This is a genomic window from Pseudoalteromonas carrageenovora IAM 12662, from assembly GCF_900239935.1.
Lineage (GTDB): Bacteria > Pseudomonadota > Gammaproteobacteria > Enterobacterales > Alteromonadaceae > Pseudoalteromonas > Pseudoalteromonas carrageenovora.
In genome coordinates this window covers 2385243-2410026 of record NZ_LT965928.1, presented here as the reverse complement: position 1 = coordinate 2410026, position 24784 = coordinate 2385243, and the positions used below count along the sequence as shown (strand labels likewise).

The 24784-nt window shown below is 40.2% G+C and carries 25 protein-coding genes; 13 read left to right on the top strand and 12 right to left on the bottom strand.

The annotated features are described in order from the left end of the window. Window positions 1–122: 122 nt before the first annotated feature. A complete protein-coding gene (locus ALFOR1_RS20625; protein ID WP_269459734.1) occupies window positions 123–497 on the bottom strand; it encodes an FAD-dependent monooxygenase in 375 nt (124 codons plus the stop codon). A gap of 16 nt (window positions 498–513) precedes the next feature. Further along, entirely contained in the window at window positions 514–1332 is an 819-nt protein-coding gene (locus ALFOR1_RS10880; RefSeq protein WP_269459733.1) for a 4-hydroxybenzoate 3-monooxygenase, read from the bottom strand. Window positions 1333–1453: 121 nt separating this feature from the next. Here ALFOR1_RS10880 and ALFOR1_RS10875 point away from each other — a divergent pair, with 121 nt between their 5' ends. Continuing rightward, entirely contained in the window at window positions 1454–2326 is an 873-nt protein-coding gene (locus tag ALFOR1_RS10875) for a helix-turn-helix domain-containing protein (RefSeq protein ID WP_104642985.1), read from the top strand. Here the strand turns inward: ALFOR1_RS10875 and ALFOR1_RS10870 are convergent. Further along, window positions 2323–3522 (bottom strand): LysR family transcriptional regulator, encoded by a 1200-nt coding sequence (locus ALFOR1_RS10870; protein WP_104642984.1) that lies wholly within the window; start codon window positions 3520–3522, stop codon window positions 2323–2325. The genes ALFOR1_RS10875 and ALFOR1_RS10870 overlap by 4 nt on opposite strands. Window positions 3523–3668: 146 nt before the next feature. Here ALFOR1_RS10870 and ALFOR1_RS10865 point away from each other — a divergent pair, with 146 nt between their 5' ends. From ALFOR1_RS10865 to ALFOR1_RS10825, 9 genes are read left to right on the top strand one after another with little or no spacing between them, the layout of a single operon-like run. Next, complete coding sequence (locus ALFOR1_RS10865) at window positions 3669–4358, top strand: 4-carboxy-4-hydroxy-2-oxoadipate aldolase/oxaloacetate decarboxylase (RefSeq protein WP_104642983.1); 690 nt, start codon at window positions 3669–3671, stop codon at window positions 4356–4358. After that, on the top strand, window positions 4359–5432 hold the full coding sequence (locus tag ALFOR1_RS10860; protein WP_104642982.1) for a 4-oxalomesaconate tautomerase: 1074 nt from the start codon (window positions 4359–4361) through the stop codon (window positions 5430–5432). A gap of 49 nt (window positions 5433–5481) precedes the next feature. Beyond that, window positions 5482–6501, top strand: coding sequence for an amidohydrolase family protein (locus ALFOR1_RS10855; RefSeq protein WP_104642981.1), 1020 nt, complete (start codon window positions 5482–5484; stop codon window positions 6499–6501). Then, entirely contained in the window at window positions 6498–7391 is an 894-nt protein-coding gene (locus ALFOR1_RS10850; RefSeq protein ID WP_104642980.1) for an amidohydrolase family protein, read from the top strand. Before ALFOR1_RS10855 ends, ALFOR1_RS10850 begins: the two co-directional genes overlap by 4 nt. Window positions 7392–7400: 9 nt before the next feature. Further along, window positions 7401–7790, top strand: a complete 390-nt coding sequence (gene ligA, locus ALFOR1_RS10845; RefSeq protein WP_058429838.1) for a protocatechuate 4,5-dioxygenase subunit alpha — start codon at window positions 7401–7403, stop codon at window positions 7788–7790. Window positions 7791–7792: 2 nt separating this feature from the next. Next, the gene (locus tag ALFOR1_RS10840; RefSeq protein ID WP_104642979.1) at window positions 7793–8632 is read left to right on the top strand and encodes a class III extradiol dioxygenase subunit beta; all 840 of its coding nucleotides are present in this window, start codon (window positions 7793–7795) and stop codon (window positions 8630–8632) included. 14 nt (window positions 8633–8646) lie between these two features. Then, window positions 8647–9591: a Gfo/Idh/MocA family oxidoreductase gene (locus tag ALFOR1_RS10835; protein WP_104642978.1), complete on the top strand. Its 945-nt coding sequence runs from the start codon at window positions 8647–8649 to the stop codon at window positions 9589–9591. Window positions 9592–9611: 20 nt separating this feature from the next. After that, entirely contained in the window at window positions 9612–10598 is a 987-nt protein-coding gene (locus ALFOR1_RS10830; RefSeq protein WP_104642977.1) for an aldo/keto reductase, read from the top strand. Window positions 10599–10622: 24 nt separating this feature from the next. Beyond that, window positions 10623–11381, top strand: coding sequence for a sulfite exporter TauE/SafE family protein (locus ALFOR1_RS10825; protein WP_104642976.1), 759 nt, complete (start codon window positions 10623–10625; stop codon window positions 11379–11381). Between the two features lie 87 nt (window positions 11382–11468). Here ALFOR1_RS10825 and ALFOR1_RS10820 read toward each other — a convergent pair whose 3' ends face one another. The 6 genes from ALFOR1_RS10820 to ALFOR1_RS10795 all read right to left on the bottom strand — a co-directional run bounded on the left by ALFOR1_RS10820 (window position 11469) and on the right by ALFOR1_RS10795 (window position 16877). Further along, a complete protein-coding gene (locus ALFOR1_RS10820; protein ID WP_104642975.1) occupies window positions 11469–12599 on the bottom strand; it encodes an FAD-dependent oxidoreductase in 1131 nt (376 codons plus the stop codon). Window position 12600: 1 nt separating this feature from the next. Further along, the gene (locus tag ALFOR1_RS10815) at window positions 12601–12957 is read right to left on the bottom strand and encodes a Rieske (2Fe-2S) protein (RefSeq protein ID WP_104642974.1); all 357 of its coding nucleotides are present in this window, start codon (window positions 12955–12957) and stop codon (window positions 12601–12603) included. Between the two features lie 2 nt (window positions 12958–12959). Continuing rightward, a complete protein-coding gene (locus ALFOR1_RS10810; RefSeq protein ID WP_104642973.1) occupies window positions 12960–13895 on the bottom strand; it encodes a VOC family protein in 936 nt (311 codons plus the stop codon). A gap of 10 nt (window positions 13896–13905) precedes the next feature. Next, window positions 13906–15066, bottom strand: coding sequence for an alpha/beta hydrolase family protein (locus ALFOR1_RS10805; protein ID WP_104642972.1), 1161 nt, complete (start codon window positions 15064–15066; stop codon window positions 13906–13908). 41 nt (window positions 15067–15107) lie between these two features. Continuing rightward, window positions 15108–15671 (bottom strand): cyclase family protein, encoded by a 564-nt coding sequence (locus ALFOR1_RS10800; RefSeq protein ID WP_197709268.1) that lies wholly within the window; start codon window positions 15669–15671, stop codon window positions 15108–15110. 216 nt (window positions 15672–15887) lie between these two features. Further along, complete coding sequence (locus ALFOR1_RS10795) at window positions 15888–16877, bottom strand: fumarylacetoacetate hydrolase family protein (RefSeq protein ID WP_104642971.1); 990 nt, start codon at window positions 16875–16877, stop codon at window positions 15888–15890. 147 nt (window positions 16878–17024) lie between these two features. Between ALFOR1_RS10795 and ALFOR1_RS10790 the strand changes: the two genes are divergently transcribed. Next, entirely contained in the window at window positions 17025–17933 is a 909-nt protein-coding gene (locus ALFOR1_RS10790; protein ID WP_104642970.1) for a LysR family transcriptional regulator, read from the top strand. 54 nt (window positions 17934–17987) lie between these two features. Here ALFOR1_RS10790 and ALFOR1_RS10785 read toward each other — a convergent pair whose 3' ends face one another. Together ALFOR1_RS10785 and ALFOR1_RS10780 are read right to left on the bottom strand one after the other, a co-directional pair. Further along, the gene (locus ALFOR1_RS10785) at window positions 17988–18974 is read right to left on the bottom strand and encodes an MBL fold metallo-hydrolase (protein WP_158657440.1); all 987 of its coding nucleotides are present in this window, start codon (window positions 18972–18974) and stop codon (window positions 17988–17990) included. Between the two features lie 13 nt (window positions 18975–18987). Beyond that, entirely contained in the window at window positions 18988–21501 is a 2514-nt protein-coding gene (locus ALFOR1_RS10780; RefSeq protein ID WP_104642968.1) for a TonB-dependent receptor, read from the bottom strand. A gap of 353 nt (window positions 21502–21854) precedes the next feature. Between ALFOR1_RS10780 and ALFOR1_RS10775 the strand changes: the two genes are divergently transcribed. Then, on the top strand, window positions 21855–23057 hold the full coding sequence (locus tag ALFOR1_RS10775; RefSeq protein ID WP_104642967.1) for an MFS transporter: 1203 nt from the start codon (window positions 21855–21857) through the stop codon (window positions 23055–23057). A 3-nt stretch (window positions 23058–23060) separates the two neighbouring features. Here the strand turns inward: ALFOR1_RS10775 and ALFOR1_RS10770 are convergent, their stop codons facing one another. Next, the gene (locus ALFOR1_RS10770) at window positions 23061–23954 is read right to left on the bottom strand and encodes a LysR family transcriptional regulator (protein WP_197709264.1); all 894 of its coding nucleotides are present in this window, start codon (window positions 23952–23954) and stop codon (window positions 23061–23063) included. Window positions 23955–24066: 112 nt separating this feature from the next. On the opposite strand from ALFOR1_RS10770, the gene ALFOR1_RS10765 reads away from it, so the two are divergent. After that, entirely contained in the window at window positions 24067–24783 is a 717-nt protein-coding gene (locus ALFOR1_RS10765; RefSeq protein WP_104642966.1) for a CoA transferase subunit A, read from the top strand. The last annotated feature ends 1 nt before the right edge of the window (window position 24784 follow it).

The following is a 24784-nucleotide window of genomic DNA, read 5'->3' as shown; positions in this document are numbered from 1 at the left end:
AGGTAGATTGAAAATTGAGCGTTTGCACGAAATAACTAAGTACGTTAGCTGGTTGTATTCATTAATAAAGTAAGCCCATATGACACATGTCATATGGGCTTACTTTATTTTAAGGGAATTATTTAAATTTTTTCGTATGGCATTCCCACATATTGGATAGCCATAACTTTTTTACCTTCTTCATAATTTAGATGAAAATCAAGGTCGGATGCCATGAATCGTTTAAACGTTTTAGCCTCGTTTTCATTTATGTTGTTATCATCGTATTCATGTAGCATGTTTGACATCCACCATGAGAATCGCTCGGCATGCCATACTCTTTTTAATGCAATTTCGGAGTATTTTAATACTGCATTAGGCTCCTCACCATTGTATGTCTTATTTAGCAATTTGCTGAGAGTGGATACATCAGATGCTGCCAAATTAAGGCCCTTAGCGCCTGTGGGCGGTACAATATGAGCGGCATCACCAACTAAAAATAAGCGTCCATCCTGCATTGGTTCACATACAAAGCTACGAAGGGGGGGCGATGCTTTTTTCGATACTGGGACCGCTAATCAGCCTGTTAGCAGCGTCTTCAGGTAAGCGTTTTTTAAGCTCAGCCCAAAATGCATCATCAGACCAATCTTCAACTTTATCAGTTAATGGCACCTGTAAATAATAACGTGAACGGGTTGAAGAGCGCATACTCGCTAAGGCAAAGCCTCGTTTAGTTTTACAGTAAATAAGCTCATCAGCAACAGGGGGGGTATCGCTGAGTAATCCAAGCCAACCAAATGGGTAAATGCGTTCAAATTCGTTACGTTTCTCTTTAGGGATAGATTGTCGAGTAACGCCATGAAAGCCATCGCATCCAGCAATATAATCACAGTCTAATTTATATTCAATACCATTTTTAGTAAACGTTACAAATGGGGAGTTTGAGTTTTGCTCATGAATGACAACATCACTAGACTCATAATAAGTTGTTGCACCTATGCTTTGGCGTGCTTGCATTAAATCACGGGTAACTTCTGTTTGCCCATAACACATAACTGTGCTGCCGTTTGTGAGTGCTTTTATATCTATGCGATGGCGTTTACCATAATGTGCTATTTCAAAGCCATCGTGAATGTGGCCTTCTTTTTTCATTCGCTCATCTACACCAGCTTCTGCAAGTAGGCTAACCAATCCTTGCTCTAAAATACCTGCGCGAATACGACCTAAAATATATTCGCTCGATGCGCGTTCTATAATTACGTTATCTATTCCCTTTTTAGCTAGAAGTTGACCGAGTAACAATCCAGAGGGCCCTGCGCCAATGATTGCTATTTTAGTTTTTAATGATTGCATTTTTATACTCGTTGAAAACATCGTGTTAGTTTATATTGCTCATTAGATAGAGCTTAAACCATTCACAATTGATGTTATCTGTTGTACTTTTGAGTCAAAGTTAACTTGAGTTAAAATTTACATGAAGAAAAACATTCCATTTTATGGCTTATACGGAGAGCCGTTTATTCGCCAAGAGCCCGGTGATGTGCATGTGGAAGATATCGCTTTTCGAAGTAGTGAACTGATGTGGGAGATATCACCACATCGCCATAATAAATTAGCACAAATTGTCATTGTATTTAATAACACTTGGACGGCAAGGTTAGATGAAAAAGAGTATCAACTTAATGGGGATTGGGGGGTAATTATTCCAGCAGGTGTTGTACATGGCTTTCATTTTAAACCACGGACACAAGGGTTTGTAATTTCAATAGACGACAGTTTTTTAATAAGCAATCATGATGAGACTAATCTCAACCAGTTGTTATTAAATCCATTAACGGTTGAGTTTGAAAATACAGCACGTTTAGCCCATTTGAATCACTATATAGAGCTACTCATGTACGAAATTAATTATAATGAATTAGGCACATCTATTGCCGTTGAGCAATTGCTAAAATTGATTTTATTAAATATTTATAGGCAAAAAAATACGACTCAGTTTACAAGTGGCGCCCGCAGTCGAGAAGCAGAAATAGTCTTTAACTTCAGAAGCTTAATTGAGCTAAATTATACATCGCATATGACTATTCCAGAATACGCTGAGAAACTACATATATCTACTTCAAAGTTAAACCGTATTTGTAAAAGCTTATTAAATGATTCTCCCAAAGCGATTGTTCACCAGCGTCTGATTACTGAGGCAAAGCGACGTTTAATCTATACTACACAAACAATCGACGAAATAGCACTTCATTTAGGGTTTAAAGATAGCGCGTATTTTTGCCGTTTTTTCAAGTTAGCCACTAGTACAACCCCAACATTATTCAAGCAACAGTCCAATACTAACTAACTTGATTGAAGTGTACGGGTATGGTTTTTAATTATTGTTAAAAAACGCGATTGCATTTGGGTAGGTTGCCAATCTTTTCGTATCGTCAGTCCTATACTACGGTCAGTATCGGGCAGTGTCATCGGGCATATAGCTAAAATCCCCGATTGGACTTCTACTTCAACTTGTTTGGCTGGTAACAAGGCCGCTCGCGAACTGTTTAATAAAATACCACGCACAGCAACTTGCGAACTACACTCTATTACATGGTTCGGTGGGGGCAGGCCTCGGCTAACAAATATGCTACTAAAAACCTGCCACGCGGGGGTACTTTTGTTTGGTGCTACCCATTCTAGTTGCTGCAGTTCTTTCGTTGAAATTGTTTGGCGACTTGCTAAAGGATGTTGAGCATTCACTACAATACAAAGTTGATCTTTAAATAATGGAATTTGTTCAATATCACTATGTTGAACTGGGATGCGTAATGCACCGACAATAATGTCAATTTCACCATGAAGTAAGTTAGCTAGCTGCTCTTGGTATGGACCATCTATAATACTTAGCTGTGCATCAGGGAATTCATTATTCAAAGCAATAATACTCAATGGCACAATAGCTGAGCGTGCCAATGGTAAACTACCCACTTTTAGAGAACCATCCATTTGCCCATTGAACTCCCTCATTTCATAAATACCTTGACGTAATTCAGAGAAAAATAGCTTTGCAAAGCGATTAAGCAAGTTTGCCGTCCACGTCGGTTCAATGCCCGTAGGAGAGCGCACTGCTAGCTCCTTTTGACACAGTTGCTCTAAATCTTTGATGCTACGATGCAAGGTAGGTTGTGACAAATTGAGCTTATTAGCTGCGGCGGTGTAGCTTTTCATTTGAACTAAATTTATGAGCGCTTCTAGCTGCTTTGAAGTGACAGAGCGATTAAAGCCATCTTGCTTATTTCTACTATTAAAAATGATTCTCGAAAATTCATCTAAATACTCAAATGCACGTTCAACTCGGTTTAAGAAAAATAAACCACTAGGCGTTGGTGTCATCCCCGAGTGGCTGCGAACAAATAGGGGTTGATTAAGTTCGTCCTCAAGTTTTTTAATGCCTTGAGTGAGTGCTGATTGGGTTAAGTGAACAGCATTGGCTGCTTTGCTTAACGACTTCAAGTTCTTAATATGCAAGGATATTAGTAAGTGTCTATTATTAAATTTCATTTTTATTTAGCTATTTCATCAACGCATAGTTAATTGCACTATAGAAAAAATTAATGATCTTTAACAGCTTTTTAAAGTTCTTTGTATAGCTCTCTTGAATATACTCGTTGCATCAACAACGTATAATTATAAATAAGGTGAGTAGTATGGCTGTGTGCATTACAGATATAGCGCGTCCTAATAAAGAGACGTTAGATAAATACCAAAATGCTGAAGTTGCAACAGTGCATGAGGCACAAGGTCGAGTTGGTTTATTAGCCAGCTATATGAAGCCTATTTATCGCTCAGCGCGAATTGCCGGCAGTGCAGTAACATGTGAAGTAGCTCCTGGCGACAACTGGATGATTCATGTAGCTGTAGAGCAATGTCAGCCAGGTGATGTACTTGTTGTTACACCTACAAGCGGGTGTATTGACGGTTTTTTTGGTGACTTGTTGGCAACTTCATTACAAGCGCGTGGCGTTAAAGGTTTAATTATAGATGGTGGTGTACGCGATATCGCAACACTGACTGAAATGGGCTTCCCGGTTTGGTCTAAAGATGTTTATGCGCAAGGTACAGTTAAAGAAACCATTGCAAATGTTAACGTAGCTGTTGTGTGCGCAGGGGCTTATATAAAACCTGGAGACATTATTATTGCTGATGATGACGGCGTCGTTGTTGTTGAGCAAAGCCGTGGTGAAGAAGTTCATGAAAAAGTACTAAAACGTGTTGCTAACGAAGAAGATAAGCGAAAGCGTTTAGCTTCGGGTGAGTTAGGTTTGGATATATATGCTATGCGCGAGCGTTTAGCAGCTAAAGGCTTAACTTACATAAAGCAGAATGAGGATAAGTAAATGCAAACGGCTATCCCTTGTTCAATTATGCGTGGTGGTACCTCTAAAGGGCTTTATTTTTTAGCCAGTGATCTTCCTAGTGATTCCTCAAAGCGCGATGAATTACTGTTACACATAATGGGTTCGCCTGATACAAGGCAAATTGATGGTTTAGGTGGTGCACATCCTCTCACCAGTAAAGTGGCTATTGTTGAAAAATCAACGCGTGCAAATACTGATGTGGATTACCTTTTTTTACAAGTTGTTGTTGATAAAGCAGTGGTGAGTGACACACAAAATTGTGGCAATTTACTCGCCGGTGTTGCGCCATTTGCAATTGAGCAGGGCTTAGTGAATGCAAATGAAAAAACAACCGATGTACGAATTCATATGCTTAATACTGCAGCCTCAGCTGTAGCTCGTGTTCAAACACCTAATGGTAAAGTAAGGTACAAAGGGGAGGCCGAAATAGACGGTGTACCAGGCTCAGCAGCGCCTATCACGCTCGACTTTCTAGATATAGCAGGTGCCAATTGTGGTGCACTTTTTCCTACGGGTAATGCCATAGATGAAATTAACGGTTATTCAATAACCTGTATTGATAACGGTATGCCAGTGGTTATTTTAGATGCTAGCGAGTTTGGTTTAGTGGGTGATGAATCGCCTAATATGCTCGAAGATAATGAAGATTTAAAACAAAAGGTTGAAGGCATTCGCTTAATTGCGGGTGAGAAGATGAATTTAGGGGATGTGACTAATAAAACGATTCCAAAAATGTCTTTAGTAAGCCCTGCAAAAAATGGTGGGGTAATTAACACTCGAACATTTATACCCCACCGTGTTCATGAGGCCATTGGGGTGTTAGGCAGTGTGAGCGTAGCAAGTGCATGTGTTTTAAAAGGTACAGTAGCCTATAGGTATGCTAACCAAAACTTTAGTGATGGGGAGTTTGATATCGTTGTTGAGCATCCAACGGGTCAGTTTACTGTTGAAATGCAGGTATCAGGTGTTACACAGCTGAGCACTTATAAAATACATCGCTCTGCGCTATTAAGAACCGCGCGGTTATTAATGGTCGGCTCCGCAATGGCTTGATCGCATATTAAAAGATAGTTTCAATAATACTCTTAGCAGGAGACACACAATGATAATAGATTGCCACGGCCATTACACAACAGCGCCAGAGCCATTACAACTTTTTAGAGAAGCGCAAATTAAAGCATTTAAAGAGGGAAGAGCACTCCCAGATGTTCCCCATATTTCAGACGATGAAATTCGCGAAAGTATTGAAAAAAATCAGTTAAAGTTGCTCGATGAACGCGGCCTAGACATGACTATTTTTTCACCTCGTGCATCGGCTATGGCGCATCACGTAGGTAATGAAGAGGTATCAAAACAATGGACCTCAGCGTGTAATGATTTGATAGCAAGGGTTGTTGACTTATACCCAACGCGTTTTATAGGAGTGTGCCAATTACCACAATCACCCGGTGTACCGATTGAAAATTCAGTTGTTGAGCTAGAGCGCTGTGTTAATGAATTAGGATTTGTTGGCTGTAATTTAAATCCTGACCCTTCTGGCGGTCATTGGACTTCAGCGCCGTTAACCGATCCAAGTTGGTTTCCACTTTATGAAAAAATGGTTGAGCTAGATGTTCCTGCAATGATCCATGTATCGGGCTCATGTAATCCAAATTTTCACGCAACAGGTGCGCACTATATGAATGCTGATACCACCGCATTTATGCAATTTTTGCAAGGTGACTTGTTTAAAGAGTTCCCTGATTTACGGTTTATTATACCTCATGGTGGTGGAGCTGTTCCCTATCATTGGGGGCGTTACCGAGGATTGGCTGATATGATGAAGCAGCCACCTTTAAATGAGCACGTAATGAAAAATGTGTATTTTGATACCTGCGTTTATCACCAACCGGGGATTGATTTATTAGTAGACGTTATTGATACTAAAAACATTTTATTTGGCTCTGAAATGATCGGGGCCGTGCGCGGTATTGATCCGCAAACAGGACACTATTTTGATGATACTAAACGTTACATTGACACATTAGAAATATCGGCAGCGGACAAAAAAGCGATATTTGAAGAAAATGCGCGTCGCGTATACCCACGTTTAGACGCCAAATTAAAAGGGTTGGGTTTATGAGTCAATTTGTAATGGATGCCGATTGGCTTCATTGGCATCAATCGCCATCACAACCTAGCTTTGAGTTACCCAAAGGGGCTGTTGATGCGCATTGTCATGTGTTTGGTCCTGGCAATGAGTTTGGTTTTGCACCCGAACGTAAATACACACCATGCGATGCATCAAAACAGCAGCTCTGGGATTTACGCGACTACTTAGGGTTTAGTCGAAATGTGATAGTGCAAGCAACCTGTCATGGAGCTGATAATAATGCGATGGTAGATGCGCTTTTGGCATCAAATGGTTTAGCACGTGGTGTTGCAACTATTAAAGAAGATATTAGCGACGCTGAGCTTGATAGATTGCATGCTGCAGGTGTTAGAGGTGTACGCTTTAATTTTGTTAAGCGGTTAGTTGATGCTTTGCCATTTGACTCGTTAAAACGCATTGCAGAACGAATAGTTAAACGTGATTGGCACATTGTTATTTATTTTGAAAGCCAAGATTTACCCGAGCTTTATGATTTTTTCACTAGTTTACCAACAATATTAGTTGTTGATCATATGGGGCGCCCAGATGTTACTAAATCTGTTGAAGGCGAAGACTTTGCGTTGTTTTTAAAGTTTATGCTCGAAAATGAAAATGTATGGTCTAAAGTAAGCTGCCCTGAACGAATTTCTATTGATGGTCCAAATAAAGGCTACCAAGATGTTGTTCCTTTTGCGCGTAAAGTCGTCGAAAGTTTTCCTGACCGTGTTTTATGGGGCACAGATTGGCCTCACCCAAATATGAAAAGCCACATGCCTGACGATGGTAAATTAGTGGACATGATCCCGCTGTTTGCCCCCACTACTGAATTACAGCAAAAGTTATTAATTGATAATCCAATGCGTTTGTATTGGTCAAAATAAGGAATATATATGGCTATTAATAAACCTTATAAAGAGGTGCCAGGTACCACTATATTTGACGCCGATATGGCGCGTTTAGGTTTTCACTTAAATCAATTTTGCATGTCGTTGATGAAGGCGCCAAATCGTGAAAGGTTTAAAGCAGGTCAGAAAGCCTACCTTGATGAGTGGCCAATGAGTGAAGCACAAAAAGAAGCGGTTATAGCACGTGATTACAACAAAATGATGAGCTTAGGCGGCAATATTTATTTCCTTGCAAAAATCTTTTCTAGCGACGGTATTAGTTTTCAAGCCGCAGCATCAACGATGACGGGTATGACACAAGACGAATACGCGCAAATGATGCTATCAGGGGGTCGTGTACCCGACAGCAGTAATACATTAAAAAAAGGAAGTTAATCATGGCCAAAATAAAAGCAGGTGTTGCAACATCACATGTTCCGGCTATTGGTGCCGCAATCGATAATGGCATAACTGATAATGAGTATTGGAAACCATTATTCGAGGGGTATGATTACGCTAAAGAATGGATAAAGGAGCAAAAGCCGGACGTTGTATTATTGGTATACAACGATCATGCAACCGCGTTTGACTCTAATTTAGTTCCTACCTTTGCGATTGCAACAGGTGAAGAGTTTAAACCAGCCGATGAAGGGTGGGGGCCACGTCCTGTACCCAATGTAAAAGGCTATCCTGAATTTGCATCACATATTGCTCAATCTGTTATTCAAGACGACTTTGACTTAACTGTTGTTAATACTCTAGATGTTGATCATGGCTTAACGGTCCCGTTATCGCTAATGTTTGGTCAGCCTGAAAATTGGCCGTGTAAAGTTATTCCTATTGCTGTCAATGTAGTACTTTATCCAACCCCATCTGGGCAGCGTTGTTACAATTTAGGTAAGGCCTTACGTAAAGCTGTAGAAAGCTTTGATGAAGACCTAAATGTACAAATTTGGGGGACGGGCGGCATGAGCCATCAATTACAGGGGCCACGTGCAGGTTTAATTAATAAAGAATTCGATAATGCCTTTTTAGATGACATTGTTGATGATGCTGAAAACTTAGCCCTAAAACCTCATCTTGAATACATTAACCTTGCTGGCTCTGAAGGGATTGAGCTTATTATGTGGCTTGTAATGCGTGGAGCGCTCAATGATGAGGTTGAATTAAAGAAGCGTCATTATCATGTACCCGCATCGAATACTGCTGTTGGTCATCTTGTTTTAGAAAATAAATAACCTGGAGAAATTTTATGAAAGTAATTGTTGTTGGACCAGGCGCATTTGGCATTAAGCACCTTGATGGTATTAAAAATATCGATGGTGTTGAAGTGGTTGCACTCGTTGGTCGTACGCCAGAAAAAACTCAAAAAGTGGCTGATGACTACGCCATACCACAAGTTTTTACGAGCTTAGACGATGCGCTTAAAATTGATGCCGATGCAGTGATTTTATGCACACCCACTCAGCAACACGCTGCGCAATCTATCCAATGTATGGAAGCGGGTAAGCATGTGCAAGTTGAAATCCCATTAGCAGATAGCTGGGAAGATTCATTAAAAGTAGTTGAGGTACAAAAGCGCACGGGGCTGACCTGTATGGTTGGGCATACTCGCCGCTTTAATCCATCTCATCAATGGGTTAATAATAAAATTTCGGCTAAAGAGTTTAATATTCAGCAAATGGATGTACAAACGTACTTTTTCCGTCGTAAAAATATTAATGCTAAAGGCGAGGCCCGGTCATGGACTGATCATCTTTTATGGCACCATGCTGCTCACACTGTTGATTTGTTTGCTTATCAAGCTGGCGCTAAAGTGGTTAAAGCTAATGCTATTCAGGGGCCAATTCACCCAGAGCTCGGTATTGCTTTAGATATGTCTATTCAATTATTAGCTGAAAATGGTGCAATTTGTACCCTATCATTATCGTTTAACAATGATGGGCCTTTAGGGACATTTTTTCGCTATATCGGTGACACAGGTACATATATAGCACGCTATGATGATTTAGTGGATGGCAAAGAAAATGCGATTGATGTCTCTAATGTTGACGTATCTATGAATGGCATTGAGCTACAAGATAGAGAGTTTTTTACTGCTATCAAAGATGGCCGAGAACCTAACTCGAGTGTTGATCAGGTACTTGATTGTTATCGTGTGCTTCACGACTTAGAGCAACAATTAAATAATCAATAATTAATCGCAAAGGAGGGGGTATGAATAAGCGTCAAATTAATGGTTATAGCGTTAATCCAATTGGGTTGGGGTGTATGAACTTGAGCCATGCCTATGGGCATCCTCCCTCAAATGAAGCTGCAATTAATTTATTACACGAGGCGATTGAGTTAGGTGTTGAACATTTTGATACTGCCGCTTTGTATGGATTTGGTAAAAATGAAGCCCTGCTGGGCAAAGCATTAAAACAGCACAGAGATAAAATTTTTTTGGCGAGCAAGTGTGGTATGGCCGGCGTTAATGGTAAACGCGTTATTGATGGGCGTCCTAAAACGCTTCGCTCAACAATAGAGTCGTCCTTAACTAGACTAAATACAGAAGTCCTAGATTTATATTACTTGCACCGTATGGATAAATCTGTACCGATTGAAGAGAGTGTTGGTGAGCTTTCGCGTTTAGTTACTGAAGGAAAAATTAAAGCAATTGGCTTATCTGAGGTATCAGCTGAGTCAATAATGCGAGCAAATAGCGTACACTCGATTGCAGCAGTGCAAACAGAGTATTCGTTATGGACGCGTAATCCTGAGATTGCAGTCCTTGAAACATGTAAACATATAGGGGCTGCTTTTATTGCATTTTCACCATTAGCCAGAGGCTTTTTAACTGATCAGGTTACCAGTCGAGAGGCACTAGTTGAAGGGGATATTAGACGTGGAATGCCGCGCTTTAACGAACCTCACTTTAGCAAAAATAAGCAATTGTTAAGTGCACTAAAATCTATTGCACAGAGCACACACTTAACACTGGCTCAATTGTGTTTAGCTTGGGTGCTTCATCAAGGTGAGCATGTACATGTTATTCCTGGCACACAGAATAGTGAACATTTAGCCGATAATGTAAGTGCTGAGAATATTGTACTGTCTGCAGAACAGTTAACGCAACTATCAGCTTTATTCTCACCATCTTCAGTTAGTGGTTCGCGTTATCCTGAATCAACTCAAGCAGAAATAGATACCGAAGAGTTTTAAATGTAGCAATTAAGGTCTTTCGGTTTGAGCTTATTACTAAATGATTTACTCACCCCGCTTTATGCGGGGATTTTAATTGCATCCGCTTTTTTTGGATCATTTATTACCGCCGCATTTGGTGCAGGAGGCGGGTTATTACTACTTCTTACAATGGCCTCAATGCTGCCTATGTCCATTGTTATTCCTGTTCATGGCCTAGTTCAGTTAGGCTCTAATGCGACTCGTGCAATAGCAACGTATAGATACATTGACCTAGATATGTTGGCTTATTTTTCAGTAGGGGGGCTGTTTGGTGCTGTGTTATCGACTACCGTATTAATACAAATAGCACTTGAGCCGATGAAAATTGTGTTGGCAATATTTATTTTTTATTTGTTGTGGGGTCCAAAGCCCAAATTTAGTGGCACATCACCAAGCGTGCGCCTTATTGCAGGGTTGAGTACTGCCTTTCTCTCTGTATTTGTTGGCGCTAGCGGCCCAATTGTAAGCAGTTATTTGTATACAAAAGAGTATGAAAAATTAAAATTTACGGCAACATTTTCAAGCTGTATGGCACTTCAGCATGTATTAAAAGCGGCGGTTTTTAGCGTTGTTGGATTTGCTTTTCTTGATTGGCTGCCTTTAATTTTTTGTATGGTTATTAGTGGTGTGTTCGGAACGTTTGTAGGTTTACATGTATTAAATAAAACTCATGGAGCTAACTTTAGAAAGGGATTACGACTTATCTTGAGCTTTTTATCCCTGCATTTGATATGGCAAGGCGTCCGTTATTTTTATAATTAGTTGGGATAAGGTAAATAATACCCCCTCGCTGTCACTCATTTTCAGCGAAGGGGTATTAACAACCTAGTTAACTTAAAATCGGGTCAGTTATATTGCTTTAGCTAAAGCAATATGGGAGTCGCGCATAATTGCAGAGTGCTCAGCTTTGTCGCCTCCTTCTATTTCAATTTGAGCAAGCCGACCCGAGTTTTCAACAACAAGCTTACAACGCTCCCAACGGCGCTCTTTAAAGGCGCTAAGTGCTTGTTCCAAGTGAGCATGATTAGTTAGTTCATCAGCCAGTACAATAGCATCTTCAATACCTATACATGCACCCGACGCTAAATGGGGTGTTGTTGCATGTACTGCATCGCCGATAAGGACGATTCGGTTTTTGTGCCATGCATCTTTAACTAATAGTCCTTCAAGCGGGCGGTAATCAATTTTAGAGTTTTCATTTAGATGAGCATGTATCTCTTGTACTACAGTAGCCGGAAATTTGGCAACAAGTGCTTTTAATAAAGGTAAAAAGTCTTTTGGTTCAATATAATTATTTTCAATTTTATCTTCAGTAACAAACATATACATTTCGTTTTTCGACATAGGGTTAACCCCTACTTTAATATGTTCGCCTACCCACATTACCGTGTTATCAATGCCTTCAAGGCGAGGCAGTACGGCTCGCCATACACCTTGGCCTACAAATTTAGGCTTTTCAGCTTCAGGGAATATGATTTGTCGTACTTTTGAGTACAAGCCATCAGCACCAATAATTAGGTCATATGTTTTTGTTGTGCCATCGGTAAAGGTTACTGTTGCCCCATTTTCGTCTTGTTCTATAGATGAAAATGTACAGCCAAGCCTAACATTGGCATTGGTTTGTTTCGTTTTATTTGCCAAAATTTGTGCAAGTGCTGGTCGCATTATAGCGCCCGCTTTTGGAATATTAGCATCAGCCATTAATGGCGTTGGTATATGGGCAAGGTGCAAACCATGCGGGGCATATATATCTAGCCCTTCATGGGCACTGCCTTTTGCTAAAAACTCTTCTAAAATTCCAAGTTGTTGAAAAGCTCGAATGGTGGCTCCGCCTAAACTGATCCCAGCCCCTTCTGCTCGCCAGTTAGGGTCAATTTCGACCAAATCGACAGCAATATTTTTTTTCTCAAGTTCGATGGCTGCTGACATACCAGAGAAGCCACCACCAATTATTAATACATTAGAAATACACGGGTTCATTTTAGAACTCCTTTATTGTTGTTATATCCACCCAAATTTCATTGTGTTGGCGAATATCTAATTCAATGTTTGTTAAGGCCTGATTTTTACATGGCCCTTGTGTGCAAATACCAGTGCGAATTTCGAATAAAGCGCCGTGGGCAGCGCAGACTATTTGATCACTTTTTGAATCTAAGTATTTATCTTTTTTCCAAGGTAATGTGGTATCACCGTAGTGAGGACAGATATCTTTATAGCCATAACACTCCCCATTTTTATGAACTATAAAGAGGCTGTCGCGCCCTTGATTAAGAGGGTCAAAGCCTTTCGCTTGCCCCTCTGTAATATCGCTTTTATGGGCGATAAATACTTTACTCATGATTACTCTGGTTTACCCGGAGGTGGGCCCATTGGTGCCCACTTTTCCCGGTATTGAAGTAAGAAAGCTTGCGAATTATCAGCACCAGGCATCGCTTCTCGCGCAGTCCATTCACCATCATGTAAATCCATATCAGCATCATACTCAATGTTGCAGCCAAACGGACTTTTGAAGTACCAGAACCAATTTGATCCAAATATATGACGACCTGGCCCCCAAAAGCTTTGATAGCCTTTATTAACTAAGGCAGTACCTGCCTGAGAAACTTCTGTTGGTCCGCTCATATGAAAAGTGAAATGCTCAATACCTTGCATGTGTGGTGGGGTATTTATAAAAAATAATGTGTGGTGATCATTGGTACCGGCAGGGCGCATAAAAGGACCTACATGGGTAAAACGATCCGTAGTAATAAAGCCTAAACGCTGTGCGTAAAAAGCTTCGGCTTTAACGGCATCCGGTACAAAGTACACAACATGAGAAAGGCTACGAGGTTGCGCCTTAAAGTCTGTATTAATACCAATATTATTTACCGCACGGTTATTTTCAGACCCAGGCGCGTTGACCTTTTCTGCAGGTAGGTTCTCGAGTGATTGTCGTATAGTTACTTGAAAACCAATAACAAAACCTAAATCGTCAACAGACTCGATACTGCCATCGTCTAGAGTTGTTACTGTTCGGTCTTTCTCAAGCTCAGTTTTTAATGCATCAATAGTATGCTGATCTTTTACGCCGTAAATCGTTTTACGTAGCATTGAACCAGTTGCAAGAGGACTCGGTAGTGAGCTGTCATCTGCTTTTTTTATTTCAATGCCAGTCCCGTCAAGGGCTACGAAGCGAGTATCGCTTTGCTGCGTTAAACCATAATCAAGTGCAAACTGCTTACAGCTTTCAGTGTCTTCAACACTAAAAACAAGTGTATCTGGGCCAATAATATTCATGGTGTGACTCCTATTGTGCCTTTAATTCATTAAATGTCTCTGCTACCCAATCAGCAATGTATTGGCCCGCGTTTGAACTGTTATCAAAACTTGAGTGCTGGACACCGCCTTCGCGCTCAGTAAATATTTTTAGCTCACGTTTTGGGCTGTTCACTAGCTGATCAAATGTTCTGTGTGCCCATTTAAGTGGAATTTGAGAGTCTTTAGCGCCATGAGTAACTAAAAATGGCACTTTAATTTTTTCAATTTGGCCGTCAAGATGTACGTTTTCAGCGATTTCCATAAAATCGTCAATATCTTTGGCGCCCCAAACCCATTGCACATGAGTCCAATAATGAGGTACTGGGAAGTCACCTTCTTTTTCTAATCGACGTTTTTGAACATCTCGCCAATCGTGGTTTGCACCCCACACACAACCCAATGCTAATCTAGGTTCATTTGCAACCGCGCGAGGACAGTAATAACCACCTAAAGAAACACCTTCCATACCAATCAGTTTGCTATCAACGTCGCCATGTTGTTCAAGCCAATCAACCACCACACTTGCCCAATGCTCAGTATCAAAACGCGCATGTAACCCTTGAAGTTTTAATGCTTCACCAGTACCTGGTTGATCTAAAATTAGTGATGAAACCCCACGTTCTGCTAACCATTGTGGTAAACCAACGCGATATTTCATTTCCTTTGATGAATCAAGGCCGTTTACCTGAATAAGAATTGGGGCAGGACCTTCGACGCCTTTAGCTTTTACATAAAGGGCTGAAAGATGCTTACCTTCATATGGGATTTCAACGCGCTGGCAGTTTTCTTGACTTAATTCGATAGACTTATGGAAAAGTTCGAGTGAACGTTTGTAGAGCTCAGTTCTACCCGGTGCACCATGTGCTTGCAGACGTTCACACGTTATAAGGTAGGTTGCAGCACGATTATATTTATACCCTGCTGAAAGTAGTCTGCCACGTTCAATGTCTTCTTCGGCAAGCCCGCAGAGTTTATCGGCCATTTTAGCCCACGTGTCTCTAAATGCTTGAACTCCTTCTTTATCTGGTGATTTTGCGGCTTCTTGTAAAGGGCCACACATTTCTTCTATTTCACCAATGCGAGCACCCATTTCTATGGCTAGGTTAATTGATAAATTCCATACGTAATTTGTTGGGAAATACTTAAACATAATATTTTCTCTCTTCGTTAAGTGTGTTCTGTTTGCATTAATTATTTTTCTAAAAATGCAACCGCTCGGACAAAACCAGCGGATGCATGTTTTATTTTGTAGGGGAAGCAAGACACTAAAAAACCTGTACTAGGCAAAGCTTCTAAGTTTGCTAGTTTTTCCATTTGACCATAGCCTATGTCTCTTCCTGCTTTGTGGCCTTCCCATATAATTGACGGATCGCCAGTTTCTTCAAAGCGTTGCTTTGTATATTTAAATGGTGCATCCCAGCTCCAGGCATCGGTTCCAACTACTTTTACACCGCGCTCTAAAAGGTACAATGTTGCTTCGCGACCCATGCCGACACCTGCATCTAAGTATCCTGGCTTTCCAAATACAGAGCCGGCACGCGTATTAACTAGCACAATGTCCAATGGACAGAGAGTATGGTTAATGCGAGCAAGCTCTTTTACAACATCTTCAGCAGTAACCACATAACCATCTGGAAGGTGCCTGAAATCCAATTTAATACCGCGTTGAAAGCACCATTCAAGCGGTAATTCGTCGATACCAAACGCTGGTTTTCCGCCATCTGTGGTTGAGGCGTAATGCCAAGGTGCGTCCATATGTGTTCCGCTGTGCGTGGTGATTTCTAAACGTTCCGCAGCCCATGATTCATCGCCAGGTAATTGCTCTTTTTTAAGCCCGGAAACATTGAGGCCATCTCAGGCCAGCCTTGTTGGTGATCGGTGTATTCAATTTTAGGAAGCAGTGGTGGGGGATCTGTGTATGGATTATTTTCAAGCGTAACTGACAAATCGATAAGTTTATATTGTGATGGATTAAACATCTGTATTCTCCACTGTAACGTGTTGTTTTATTTCGCCAAATACAGTTTTACCGCGCTGATCAAGTACCTGCATGTGAACAATCTCGCCAGATTTAAGAAATTCTGTTTGCGGTTTACCTGTCGCGATCATTTCTTTAGCACGAAGCTCTGAGATACAGGCTTGGCCTTTGGTAACATCAGCATTAGAAACGGTTCCCGGGCCGAATACTGTGCCTGCTTTGATAGGGCGAGTTTTTGCGACATGAGCGATGAGCTCATGAAAGCCAAAATACATTTGTGAACCCTCCGGTGATCCAAACCATTTATCGTTGCGATAAACGTCTAAAGGGAGGTTTATTCGCCCGTTATGCCAGTGTCGGCCAAGTTCGTCAGGTGTAATAGCAAAAGGAGCAAATGAGGTAGGTCCTTTTGCTTGCACAAAGCCAAAACCGGTTTTCATTTCTCGAGGGCCAAGTGCGCGATAACTAATGTCGTTAAGCATAACGATTAAACGTATTTGACCAAGCGCATAATCTGCGCTGCTCCCCATAGGAATGTCACCAACTATGACGCCAAATTCACCTTCAAAATCAATACCGACTTGCTCGCTAGGAGCAATGATTGGTGCACTGCCCGACAAAAAACTATCGCCAGCACCTTGGTAAACTAGTGGGTAAGAATCGGCACCTTCAATAGGTTCAAGGTGAAATGCTTGTTGCATAAGCGTTCCATGATTCAAAAATAAAGAACCATCGAGCCATTGCCAGCTACGCGGTAAAGGAGCCATAAACTCGGCGTCACTTACTTTATTAATGTCAGTTAGTTCTAGAGCGTTAAGGGCCTCATAACGTATTAAAAGCTTTTCTTCTATAGCAGGCCATAAATCTAACGCATCTTGAAGTGTAGTGGCCAGGTCGCCTACTTCTACGTAGTCTTTCAAGTCTTCAGATACTAAGACGAGTTGACCATCTTGATTTGTGTTTTTAATTGTTGCTAGTTTCATTGTTTGGTCACGGTGTTTGTTAAACTATTATTTAATTCATGTTAATCCTTAAATTGCAATTGATGAAATTGAATGTTTAGATAGGTTGTATCCAAAAATTTAATACATTAAAGTTATTAAATTTAAACAATCAGCAGTGAGTAAATTATGAGATTTGAGCATTTAGATTTGAATTTATTAGTCGCATTAGATGTTTTGTTAGAGGAAAAAAATATAACAAAAAGTGCAAAACGCCTTCATCTATCTCAATCAGCAACCAGTAGTATATTAGGCAGAGCAAGAATCTTTTTTGAAGATGATTTACTTGTTCAAGTAGGTAAAACAATGCAACCAACGCCCTTTGCTTTAGAGCTACAGGTGCCTATTACAGAAGTTTTAACAACAATTAGGGGGGTGATCATCGGAAAACGTTTTAACGATCCCTTAAAAAGCGAACGTCATTTTAAAATTGTTGCATCAGATTATGTTATTCAAGTCCTGTTTTCCAGTATTTTAACTGAACTTGCGCAGCAAGCCCCAGGGATGACATTTGAGTTCTTATCACCGTTTTCCCATGAGGCTAATATAATTATAAAAGGGGGGGCTGATTTATTTATTGCACCCGAGGGAGTAATGCTTGATAACTACCCAAGCGCTATACTCATGTCAGATGAGCTTGCATGTGTTGTTGATGTAAAAAATGAGTTAGTTGATGGAGACGTGATTACAGCTGAACAGGTAGGTAGCATGGGGCATGTATCAGTTGGTTTTGCACGGACAAGCCATTTAAGTATTGAGACATGGTTAACAGAAACGATGGGAGGGAGTCGCAAAGTTGATATAATAACTAATGATTTTTCTACGATGATTTACACACTGAAAGGAACTCAGCGCGTTGCTATTTTACCCAAAAAATTTGCTAACATACATGCACAAAAACATGATTTAAAGGTAGTTTCACTTCCTTATGATACGCCACTACTAGTGGAATCTATGATGTGGCATCCTACGCTTGATAATGATCCTATACACCGATGGTTAAGAGAAAAAATAATGAATGCCGCTCAAGGCATATAAAAAACCGCCTTAATTGGCGGCTTTTCATTGCTGTAATCAGATACAATACTCAGGTCAGCGTTTTAGTTCGTAACGGTTTAAATCTTGTGCTACTGAGATCGGCCCTTTGTATTCACTTGCAACTTGTTTAGTATAAAAGTCTATTTCGGCTTGAGTATCTAACCCCGGTGCCATATGAGTAATAACTAAACTGCCTACATTGGCTGCTTTAGCTAACTCACCAACTTGTTTTGGTGAAAGGTGGTGCTTCGAAAGATGTTTATGAATGCCAATAAACTTACCCTTAGGCATTTGAGGGTTTGTTTCTTTTATCATGTTGACTGTGTGATCAATATCCATCATCTCACTTACTAATAAATCAACACCGCTAGATAGCTTCTCAACTGCACTACTTGGGCCCGTATCACCTGTATAAACAACTGTATAATCTTGTAGACTAAATTTAAATGAAAGTGCTTGAAACTTTTTCCACTCTTCACTTCCTTTTGGCCAGCTGTAGTGTGAGTTTCTTATAACATCCACAGTGAAGTCTGGAAGTTTTAATTGAGTCCCATCTTCAACCTCAACAACTTTGATATTAGTATTAGCGGGCGCAGGAACTTGGCCTGGTACACCGTAGTGTCCAAGCGTGCCATAAGTCATGTATTCAAAAATACCATCAACGGTTTGCTGAGTTCCCGGAGGGCCATATACAACAAGCTCATTACGTGCGCTTGTTTGCCACCTTAAACTCAAAATTGCAGGTAAACCACCTGTATGGTCAAAATGTAAGTGACTTAAAAAGACTGCATCGACATTTTTTATGTCTAACCCAACTTTTGCTAATTGCCCTGCAGTTCCGTCACCGGCATCAACCACATACGTATTGCCATTAACAAGCATCGCATTAGCTGGTTGAGAGTGTTTTGCATTAGGAATAGGGCCTGCCATCGTACCTAGAGTTATCCACTCATTTTTTGTTTCGCTTGCGCTGCCGTTAAACGTAAATGCTAAACAGCCTAGAGATAGAAATAAATTAAATATAATACTAATTTTTTGCATTGTGTGTGCTCTCTTAATAGAAGTCATATTTGAATGTTATACCGTAAGTTCTTGGTTTTTCGTAGGTTGAGACCATTGTGTTGCCACCATTAGCAAATAACTGAGATGTTGCTTTTATTTCTTCATCAGTTACGTTTCTCACATATGCGAGTATTGACCACTTATCATTTGCTGAAAATAATTGCACAGAAGTGTCTAAGGTAACCACATCCTCAGCACGCTGCGATGGCAAGAAGTCAAAGCCAACCCAACGTTCGTCGCGGTAACGAGCATCAAGAGACACTGATGCCGAATAACCATTTTCAAACTCTAAGTAATGGTTAATACTTGCAGTTAAAGAAAGTGATGGCGAGTTTCTGCCTTCCTTACCTGAACAGTCTACATTATATGTGGGCTCCCCATCAGTCACGCTTTTTACTTCTGTGTCACAACCTGTCACAACATTTACAGCTTCGTCTGGTGTTTTTTGAAGGTAACTAAACTCTTCAATCTCATTTTTTAGATATTGAACATTTCCTTTGATCCGTGTTGCTTCAGTCAGTTGATAAAGAATATCAATCTCAATTCCTTTAATGCTTGATTGACCTATGTTTTCAGTAAAGAACGCAGAATTACCGTTACCATCAATACCAAAATGACTAGCTTGTTGATCTTCATAATCCCAAATAAATGCCTCAGCATTGATTTGTAAATAATTATCTAAAAATCTATTTTTAGAACCAAATGTCCATGCATTTATGTATTCAGGTAAAAACTCTTCTCGGCCGTTGGTAGGACTAAATCCACCTGAACGATAGCCTGTTTCATAGCTAGCATAAAGTAGATTACTTTGTGCAATATCATATTCTATCGCTGCTCTGTAAGTAATTTCGTTATTTTCTTGAACGCGATCAATCTGGGTTTGGTTAATAAACAGTAGGTTTGCACGCAGGTTGTCGGGTGCGCCAGGAAATAATGGGATCTGACCATATGGAACAGGGCCGCGGTTTGCTATAGGAGCTCCTTCTGGCAAATCCGCTGCATCAATAGACGCAATTGTTTCAGCAACAGTTGTACCAACCGGAATAACAGGCGCACCGTCACAATTTGGGATTTCTGGCCCGCCTGGGTAGGCTGGCAAATCTCTAATGCATAAATTTAGAAATACATCCGCTTGTCCCTTAAATTCTTTTTTATCTTTGGTCCAACGCACAGCGCCGACGAGTCTAAGCTCATCAGATAGGTGATATTTACCATGAACAAAAAACGCGGTTGACTTAGTGCTTGAGTTTTCAATATCTTGCGTTGATTGTAAGCTGTATTGGTTAAATGAAGCTAGACCATCAACTGCTTCATCAAAGTAAAAACCACCCATGATTAAATCAAGCGCCCCTACAGTTGTAGTGAAGCGAGCTTCTAAGCTAGATTGTTGGTGATTTTCTTGATTAATGGCTGCTTGGAAAGCGGGGTTATTAAATAATACGTCAACCGTATTCTCTCTATAAGCCGGAATAATTGTTAGATCGCCCAATGACGTAGCAACGTTCAACTCTGCCGACACGCCCATAAACTCGTTGTCTATATATGGTTCATATAGGGGAGTGATAGAAGTAAATGCTGGTAAGGTTTGGAGGCCTGTGTAGTATTCAACTGCAGCAGGTGTTGCTGGGCCTGTATGAGGAGCCGATACGTTATCAGGAGCTGGGTTAAAGTTATAACCTGGAATGTTTTTTGGGTGATTATTACTTCCTTGAAGTGGAAATCCGTAACTGCCTTCAAATGAAGGTGAATTACCATTACCTTTTGTTGTTGAGTAGTCGGTAGTGATAGTAAGGTTAACATCTTCAGAAAACTCACCAAATAAACGGGCGCGGAACGCGGTATCATCTGTTGCCGCTGTGCCATCATCGTTATAACCGTCATTTTTAGTTTTGCCAATTGCAAAGCGCGCTGCCCAGTCATCGCTTATTGGTAAATTTACAGCACCAGAAGCTGTTATTGTTCCATAGTTACCAGCACCTATAGAGATATTGCCAAATGTTTCTCCAAGTTCCGGTTTTGCTGAAATTACATTGATCGCGCCAGCTGTTGCATTTCGGCCATAAAGAGTGCCCTGAGGGCCCTTTAAAACTTCTATACGTTCTACATCTAAAAATGATGCCGTTGTGGCTGTTGGTCTTCCTAAAAATACACCATCTACGTTAAACGCCAGTGCTGCATCTGTGTATGCGTTTACAGCAAAGTTACCCACACCGCGAACAAAAAATACGGTATTTGAACCACCGCCAGAAACAACGTTTAGTGCCGGTGATATTTTGTTTAAGCCTGTTGCGTCGGTAACCCCTATGCGTGACAGCTCTTTTCCTGTTGCAGCATCAATTGGTACAGCTACATCTTGTAAACTTTCTGTTTTTCTAAGAGCAGTAACCGTAATTAACTCAATACCATCTGTTTTAGACTCTTGTATATTTTCAGCAGTTTGAGCCGAAATAGCTAAAGGTGTTAAACATGCCGTCAGAATACATGAACGTAAATACGATTTGTTCATTGTTCCATCCTTATAATTGTGTGTGTGCAAAAACGTTTCCTAATGGCTTGTAAAAAGCAAGCACTAAGATTGCGATGTGTGTGCAACGCAAAATTAACAATAAAGTAAAAATATGTATCAAGTTAATTGATTTTTATAATTGAAATTATCAATTTCATAGATACATCTGCAAAAATGCGCCTTAGGGAGGGATTTATGTAAAAATAAAACCAAATGCGTTAACTATTTATTTACTTGATACCTCCTATCCAAATATTTAATTCCACAAATTTTTAATTTAGACACATAGTGAAGCTTCACTGATTTAATAGGTTTTACAAACACACCTACAACACACACTAAAGGTAGCTTCAATGAATAGTCTTTCTAATCCGGTTGCTTCAACCAAACATGGTATTATTTTAATTTTAGCGGCGATTATGCCCGTAATGGCGGTGATCTCTCTCGTTCCCGTGCTCCCTATGCTATTAGAAGAGTTTAAACTTGTGGATGGGTATGAGGTATTGGTGCCTATTGCAATGACGATTCCAGCACTTTGCGTAGCACTTTTCTCACCTTTGGCGGGCGCTATATCAGATAAAATGGGACGAAAACCACTATTAATTATTGCGCTTATCATATATAGCGTAATAGGTATCTTGCCTTATTTTTTAAAAAACTTATCACTTATCATTACTTCAAGAGTATTTTTAGGAATAACTGAAGCAATTATTATGACTATTGCTACTGCATTAATTGCTGACTACTTTCAAGGAAAAGAAAGGCAAAAATGGATTTCAATACAAATTGCTTCGGTAAGCTTAAGTGCCATTTTTTTAATTGGGCTAGGCGGCATGTTAGGTGAGTTATTAGGCTCAAGAGGACCATTTGTTTTATATTTACTTGCTTTGCCAGTTGCTCTACTTGTGGCATTAAATTTGTTTGAACCTAAAGTAAAAGCAAGCATTTCCGAGCAAGCAGGGCATTTTCCAGTAAAAAAAGTAGTGCCTTTATTATTTATAACTTTGTTTGTCGGTATCATTTTTTATTCAATGATTGTAAAGCTTGGTGAAGTATTAGCAATTAGCCAGGCTGTAACACCAGCTATGATTGGTGGGATTGGAGCATTAGCAAATATAGGTGTTGCGCTTGGTGCTTTTGGTTACGGTAAAATTAAGCGTAGTTCAGGGCCGCTTCTATTGTGCGTAGGCTTTGGTTTAAGCGCATTTGGGTATTTAGTCACCGCGGGTTCTTCGTCTCTTGTTGTTTCATCGATTGCCATATTTATTGGCTGTTTAGGTTTTGGTTCTTTGTTACCAACTACTCTTACATGGGTATTGAAATTACTCCCTGAAAATGTGCGAGGTAAAGGTACAGGTATGTGGACAGGAATGTTCTTTTTAGGCCAATTTTTAGCGCCCATTGTTGTTACATTACTACAAAAACCAATGGGCTCTTTGAGTACCGTCTTGGTATTAATTGCGGTATGTTGTGCTTTTGCATCTTTAGTTGCAGCACTCAAAGCTAAAGGTGCAAGCGATTTAAAGTGTGACGAGACGGGGCAACTACAACTGTAAAATTTATTTAAGCTCTATTTGTCTGGTAAGTTCTGATGAATAGAGTTTAATGGTTTCAAGCATTGATTTAGCCGCAATTGACAATGAGGTTATAGGTTTTGAAATAACACCGACGCGTCGTGCTATGCTGGGAGAGTTTATGTCTCTGCATACGACGCCTGCTTCCAGTGCTTGCGCTTTACAAAGTGCGGGCACAATCGCCACACCTAAGCTATCCCTCACCATTCTTATAACGGTTGCTAATTGATGCGCATCAAATGCTGGGTTAAGCGTCATGTTATGTTGCGATAAGGTTTCTTCAATTAACTCTCTAACGGAAGAAGGACTTTGCAGAGTGATTAATTCAAACTTTAGCAATTCGTCCCAGCTAATAGTATGAGATTGAGTCAGTGGATGAGAAGGGGGTAACACCACAATAAATTGATCCTTATACAAAGGGTGAAACACTAAGTCGCTATTATGCTTAGGTTCAAATGAGATACCTAGCTCGACTAAGTCGTCACTTACCATGTCAATTACTGTATCAGAGAGTACATCTTCCACAGAAAGCTTTATGTGTGGATACTTAGAATGAAATCGCTTAATTATTTTAGGTAAAACTGAAGCTGCAAAAGACGGCATAGCAGCAATGGAGGTGTGGCCAAGTTCAAGTGAAAACCGCTTTTTCATCTCTCTTTCTGCGGCATCAATTTGGTTTAATATATTTTTAGCAACAGGTAATAATGCCTTGCCCTCTTGTGTCAGCACTAAAGAACGTGTAGTTCGCGATAATAATTTTCCACCTAAGCTTTCTTCTAAATTTCTGATGCTTAAACTAAGTGCCGGCTGTGATAAGTGTAACTTTGTAGCCGCTTCTACAAAGCTTAAGTTAGTTGCAACCTCCGTAAATGCTTTCAACTGTTTTATATTCATTTATAAGTAAAACTAATTAATAAAATAGAATTATAAAATTAACTATCTCTTACTTTATTGTCAAACTAATCCTCTGATACATTATTTGGAATTAACAATGGCTGGATTTAATAAAGTAGTAACTTCCTACACTCAAGCGCTTAAAGGGCTTGAAAACGGTATGACAGTGTTAGCAGGTGGCTTTGGATTATGTGGTATACCAGAAAATTTAATCAAGGGAATTAGTAATAAAGGTACTAAAGAGCTAACGGTCGTATCAAATAACTGTGGCGTTGATGACTTTGGTTTAGGGTTGCTGCTTGCAAAACGACAAATCAAAAAGATCATTGCGTCTTATGTTGGCGAAAATGCAGAGTTTGAGCGGCAAATGATGTCTGGTGAGCTGGACGTTGAATTGACCCCCCAAGGCACATTAGCCGAAAAAATGCGTGCCGGTGGTGCCGGTATTCCTGCCTTTTTCACCGCAACGGGTTATGGAACTCCAGTTGCACAAGGAAAAGAAGAACGTAACTTTAATGGTAAAACTTACATCTTAGAAGAGTCGATTAAAGGTGATTTTGCCATTGTTAAAGCTTGGAAAGCTGATACATATGGTAATTTAGTTTATCGAAAAACAGCACGTAATTTTAATCCTTTAGTTGCAACAGCTGGCACAGTTACGGTTGTTGAAGTTGAAGAAATTGTTGAAGCAGGGCAATTAGATCCCGATGAAATTCATACCCCTGGGATATATGTGGATCGGGTTATTAAAGGTTCATTTGAAAAACGTATAGAACAACGCACAACTCGTGCTAAACAAGTTCAAGGAGTGTAAC

Coding starts and splice junctions, on each gene's coding strand:
- ALFOR1_RS20625 (WP_269459734.1), bottom strand. CDS start 497: ATGCAGGATGGACGCTTATTTTTAGTTGGTGATGCCGCTCATATTGTA.
- ALFOR1_RS10880 (WP_269459733.1), bottom strand. CDS start 1,332: ATGCAATCATTAAAAACTAAAATAGCAATCATTGGCGCAGGGCCCTCT.
- ALFOR1_RS10875 (WP_104642985.1), top strand. CDS start 1,454: ATGAAGAAAAACATTCCATTTTATGGCTTATACGGAGAGCCGTTTATT.
- ALFOR1_RS10870 (WP_104642984.1), bottom strand. CDS start 3,522: ATGAAATTTAATAATAGACACTTACTAATATCCTTGCATATTAAGAAC.
- ALFOR1_RS10865 (WP_104642983.1), top strand. CDS start 3,669: ATGGCTGTGTGCATTACAGATATAGCGCGTCCTAATAAAGAGACGTTA.
- ALFOR1_RS10860 (WP_104642982.1), top strand. CDS start 4,359: ATGCAAACGGCTATCCCTTGTTCAATTATGCGTGGTGGTACCTCTAAA.
- ALFOR1_RS10855 (WP_104642981.1), top strand. CDS start 5,482: ATGATAATAGATTGCCACGGCCATTACACAACAGCGCCAGAGCCATTA.
- ALFOR1_RS10850 (WP_104642980.1), top strand. CDS start 6,498: ATGAGTCAATTTGTAATGGATGCCGATTGGCTTCATTGGCATCAATCG.
- ligA (WP_058429838.1), top strand. CDS start 7,401: ATGGCTATTAATAAACCTTATAAAGAGGTGCCAGGTACCACTATATTT.
- ALFOR1_RS10840 (WP_104642979.1), top strand. CDS start 7,793: ATGGCCAAAATAAAAGCAGGTGTTGCAACATCACATGTTCCGGCTATT.
- ALFOR1_RS10835 (WP_104642978.1), top strand. CDS start 8,647: ATGAAAGTAATTGTTGTTGGACCAGGCGCATTTGGCATTAAGCACCTT.
- ALFOR1_RS10830 (WP_104642977.1), top strand. CDS start 9,612: ATGAATAAGCGTCAAATTAATGGTTATAGCGTTAATCCAATTGGGTTG.
- ALFOR1_RS10820 (WP_104642975.1), bottom strand. CDS start 12,599: ATGAACCCGTGTATTTCTAATGTATTAATAATTGGTGGTGGCTTCTCT.
- ALFOR1_RS10815 (WP_104642974.1), bottom strand. CDS start 12,957: ATGAGTAAAGTATTTATCGCCCATAAAAGCGATATTACAGAGGGGCAA.
- ALFOR1_RS10810 (WP_104642973.1), bottom strand. CDS start 13,895: ATGAATATTATTGGCCCAGATACACTTGTTTTTAGTGTTGAAGACACT.
- ALFOR1_RS10805 (WP_104642972.1), bottom strand. CDS start 15,066: ATGTTTAAGTATTTCCCAACAAATTACGTATGGAATTTATCAATTAAC.
- ALFOR1_RS10800 (WP_197709268.1), bottom strand. CDS start 15,671: ATGGACGCACCTTGGCATTACGCCTCAACCACAGATGGCGGAAAACCA.
- ALFOR1_RS10795 (WP_104642971.1), bottom strand. CDS start 16,877: ATGAAACTAGCAACAATTAAAAACACAAATCAAGATGGTCAACTCGTC.
- ALFOR1_RS10790 (WP_104642970.1), top strand. CDS start 17,025: ATGAGATTTGAGCATTTAGATTTGAATTTATTAGTCGCATTAGATGTT.
- ALFOR1_RS10785 (WP_158657440.1), bottom strand. CDS start 18,974: ATGCAAAAAATTAGTATTATATTTAATTTATTTCTATCTCTAGGCTGT.
- ALFOR1_RS10780 (WP_104642968.1), bottom strand. CDS start 21,501: ATGAACAAATCGTATTTACGTTCATGTATTCTGACGGCATGTTTAACA.
- ALFOR1_RS10775 (WP_104642967.1), top strand. CDS start 21,855: ATGAATAGTCTTTCTAATCCGGTTGCTTCAACCAAACATGGTATTATT.
- ALFOR1_RS10765 (WP_104642966.1), top strand. CDS start 24,067: ATGGCTGGATTTAATAAAGTAGTAACTTCCTACACTCAAGCGCTTAAA.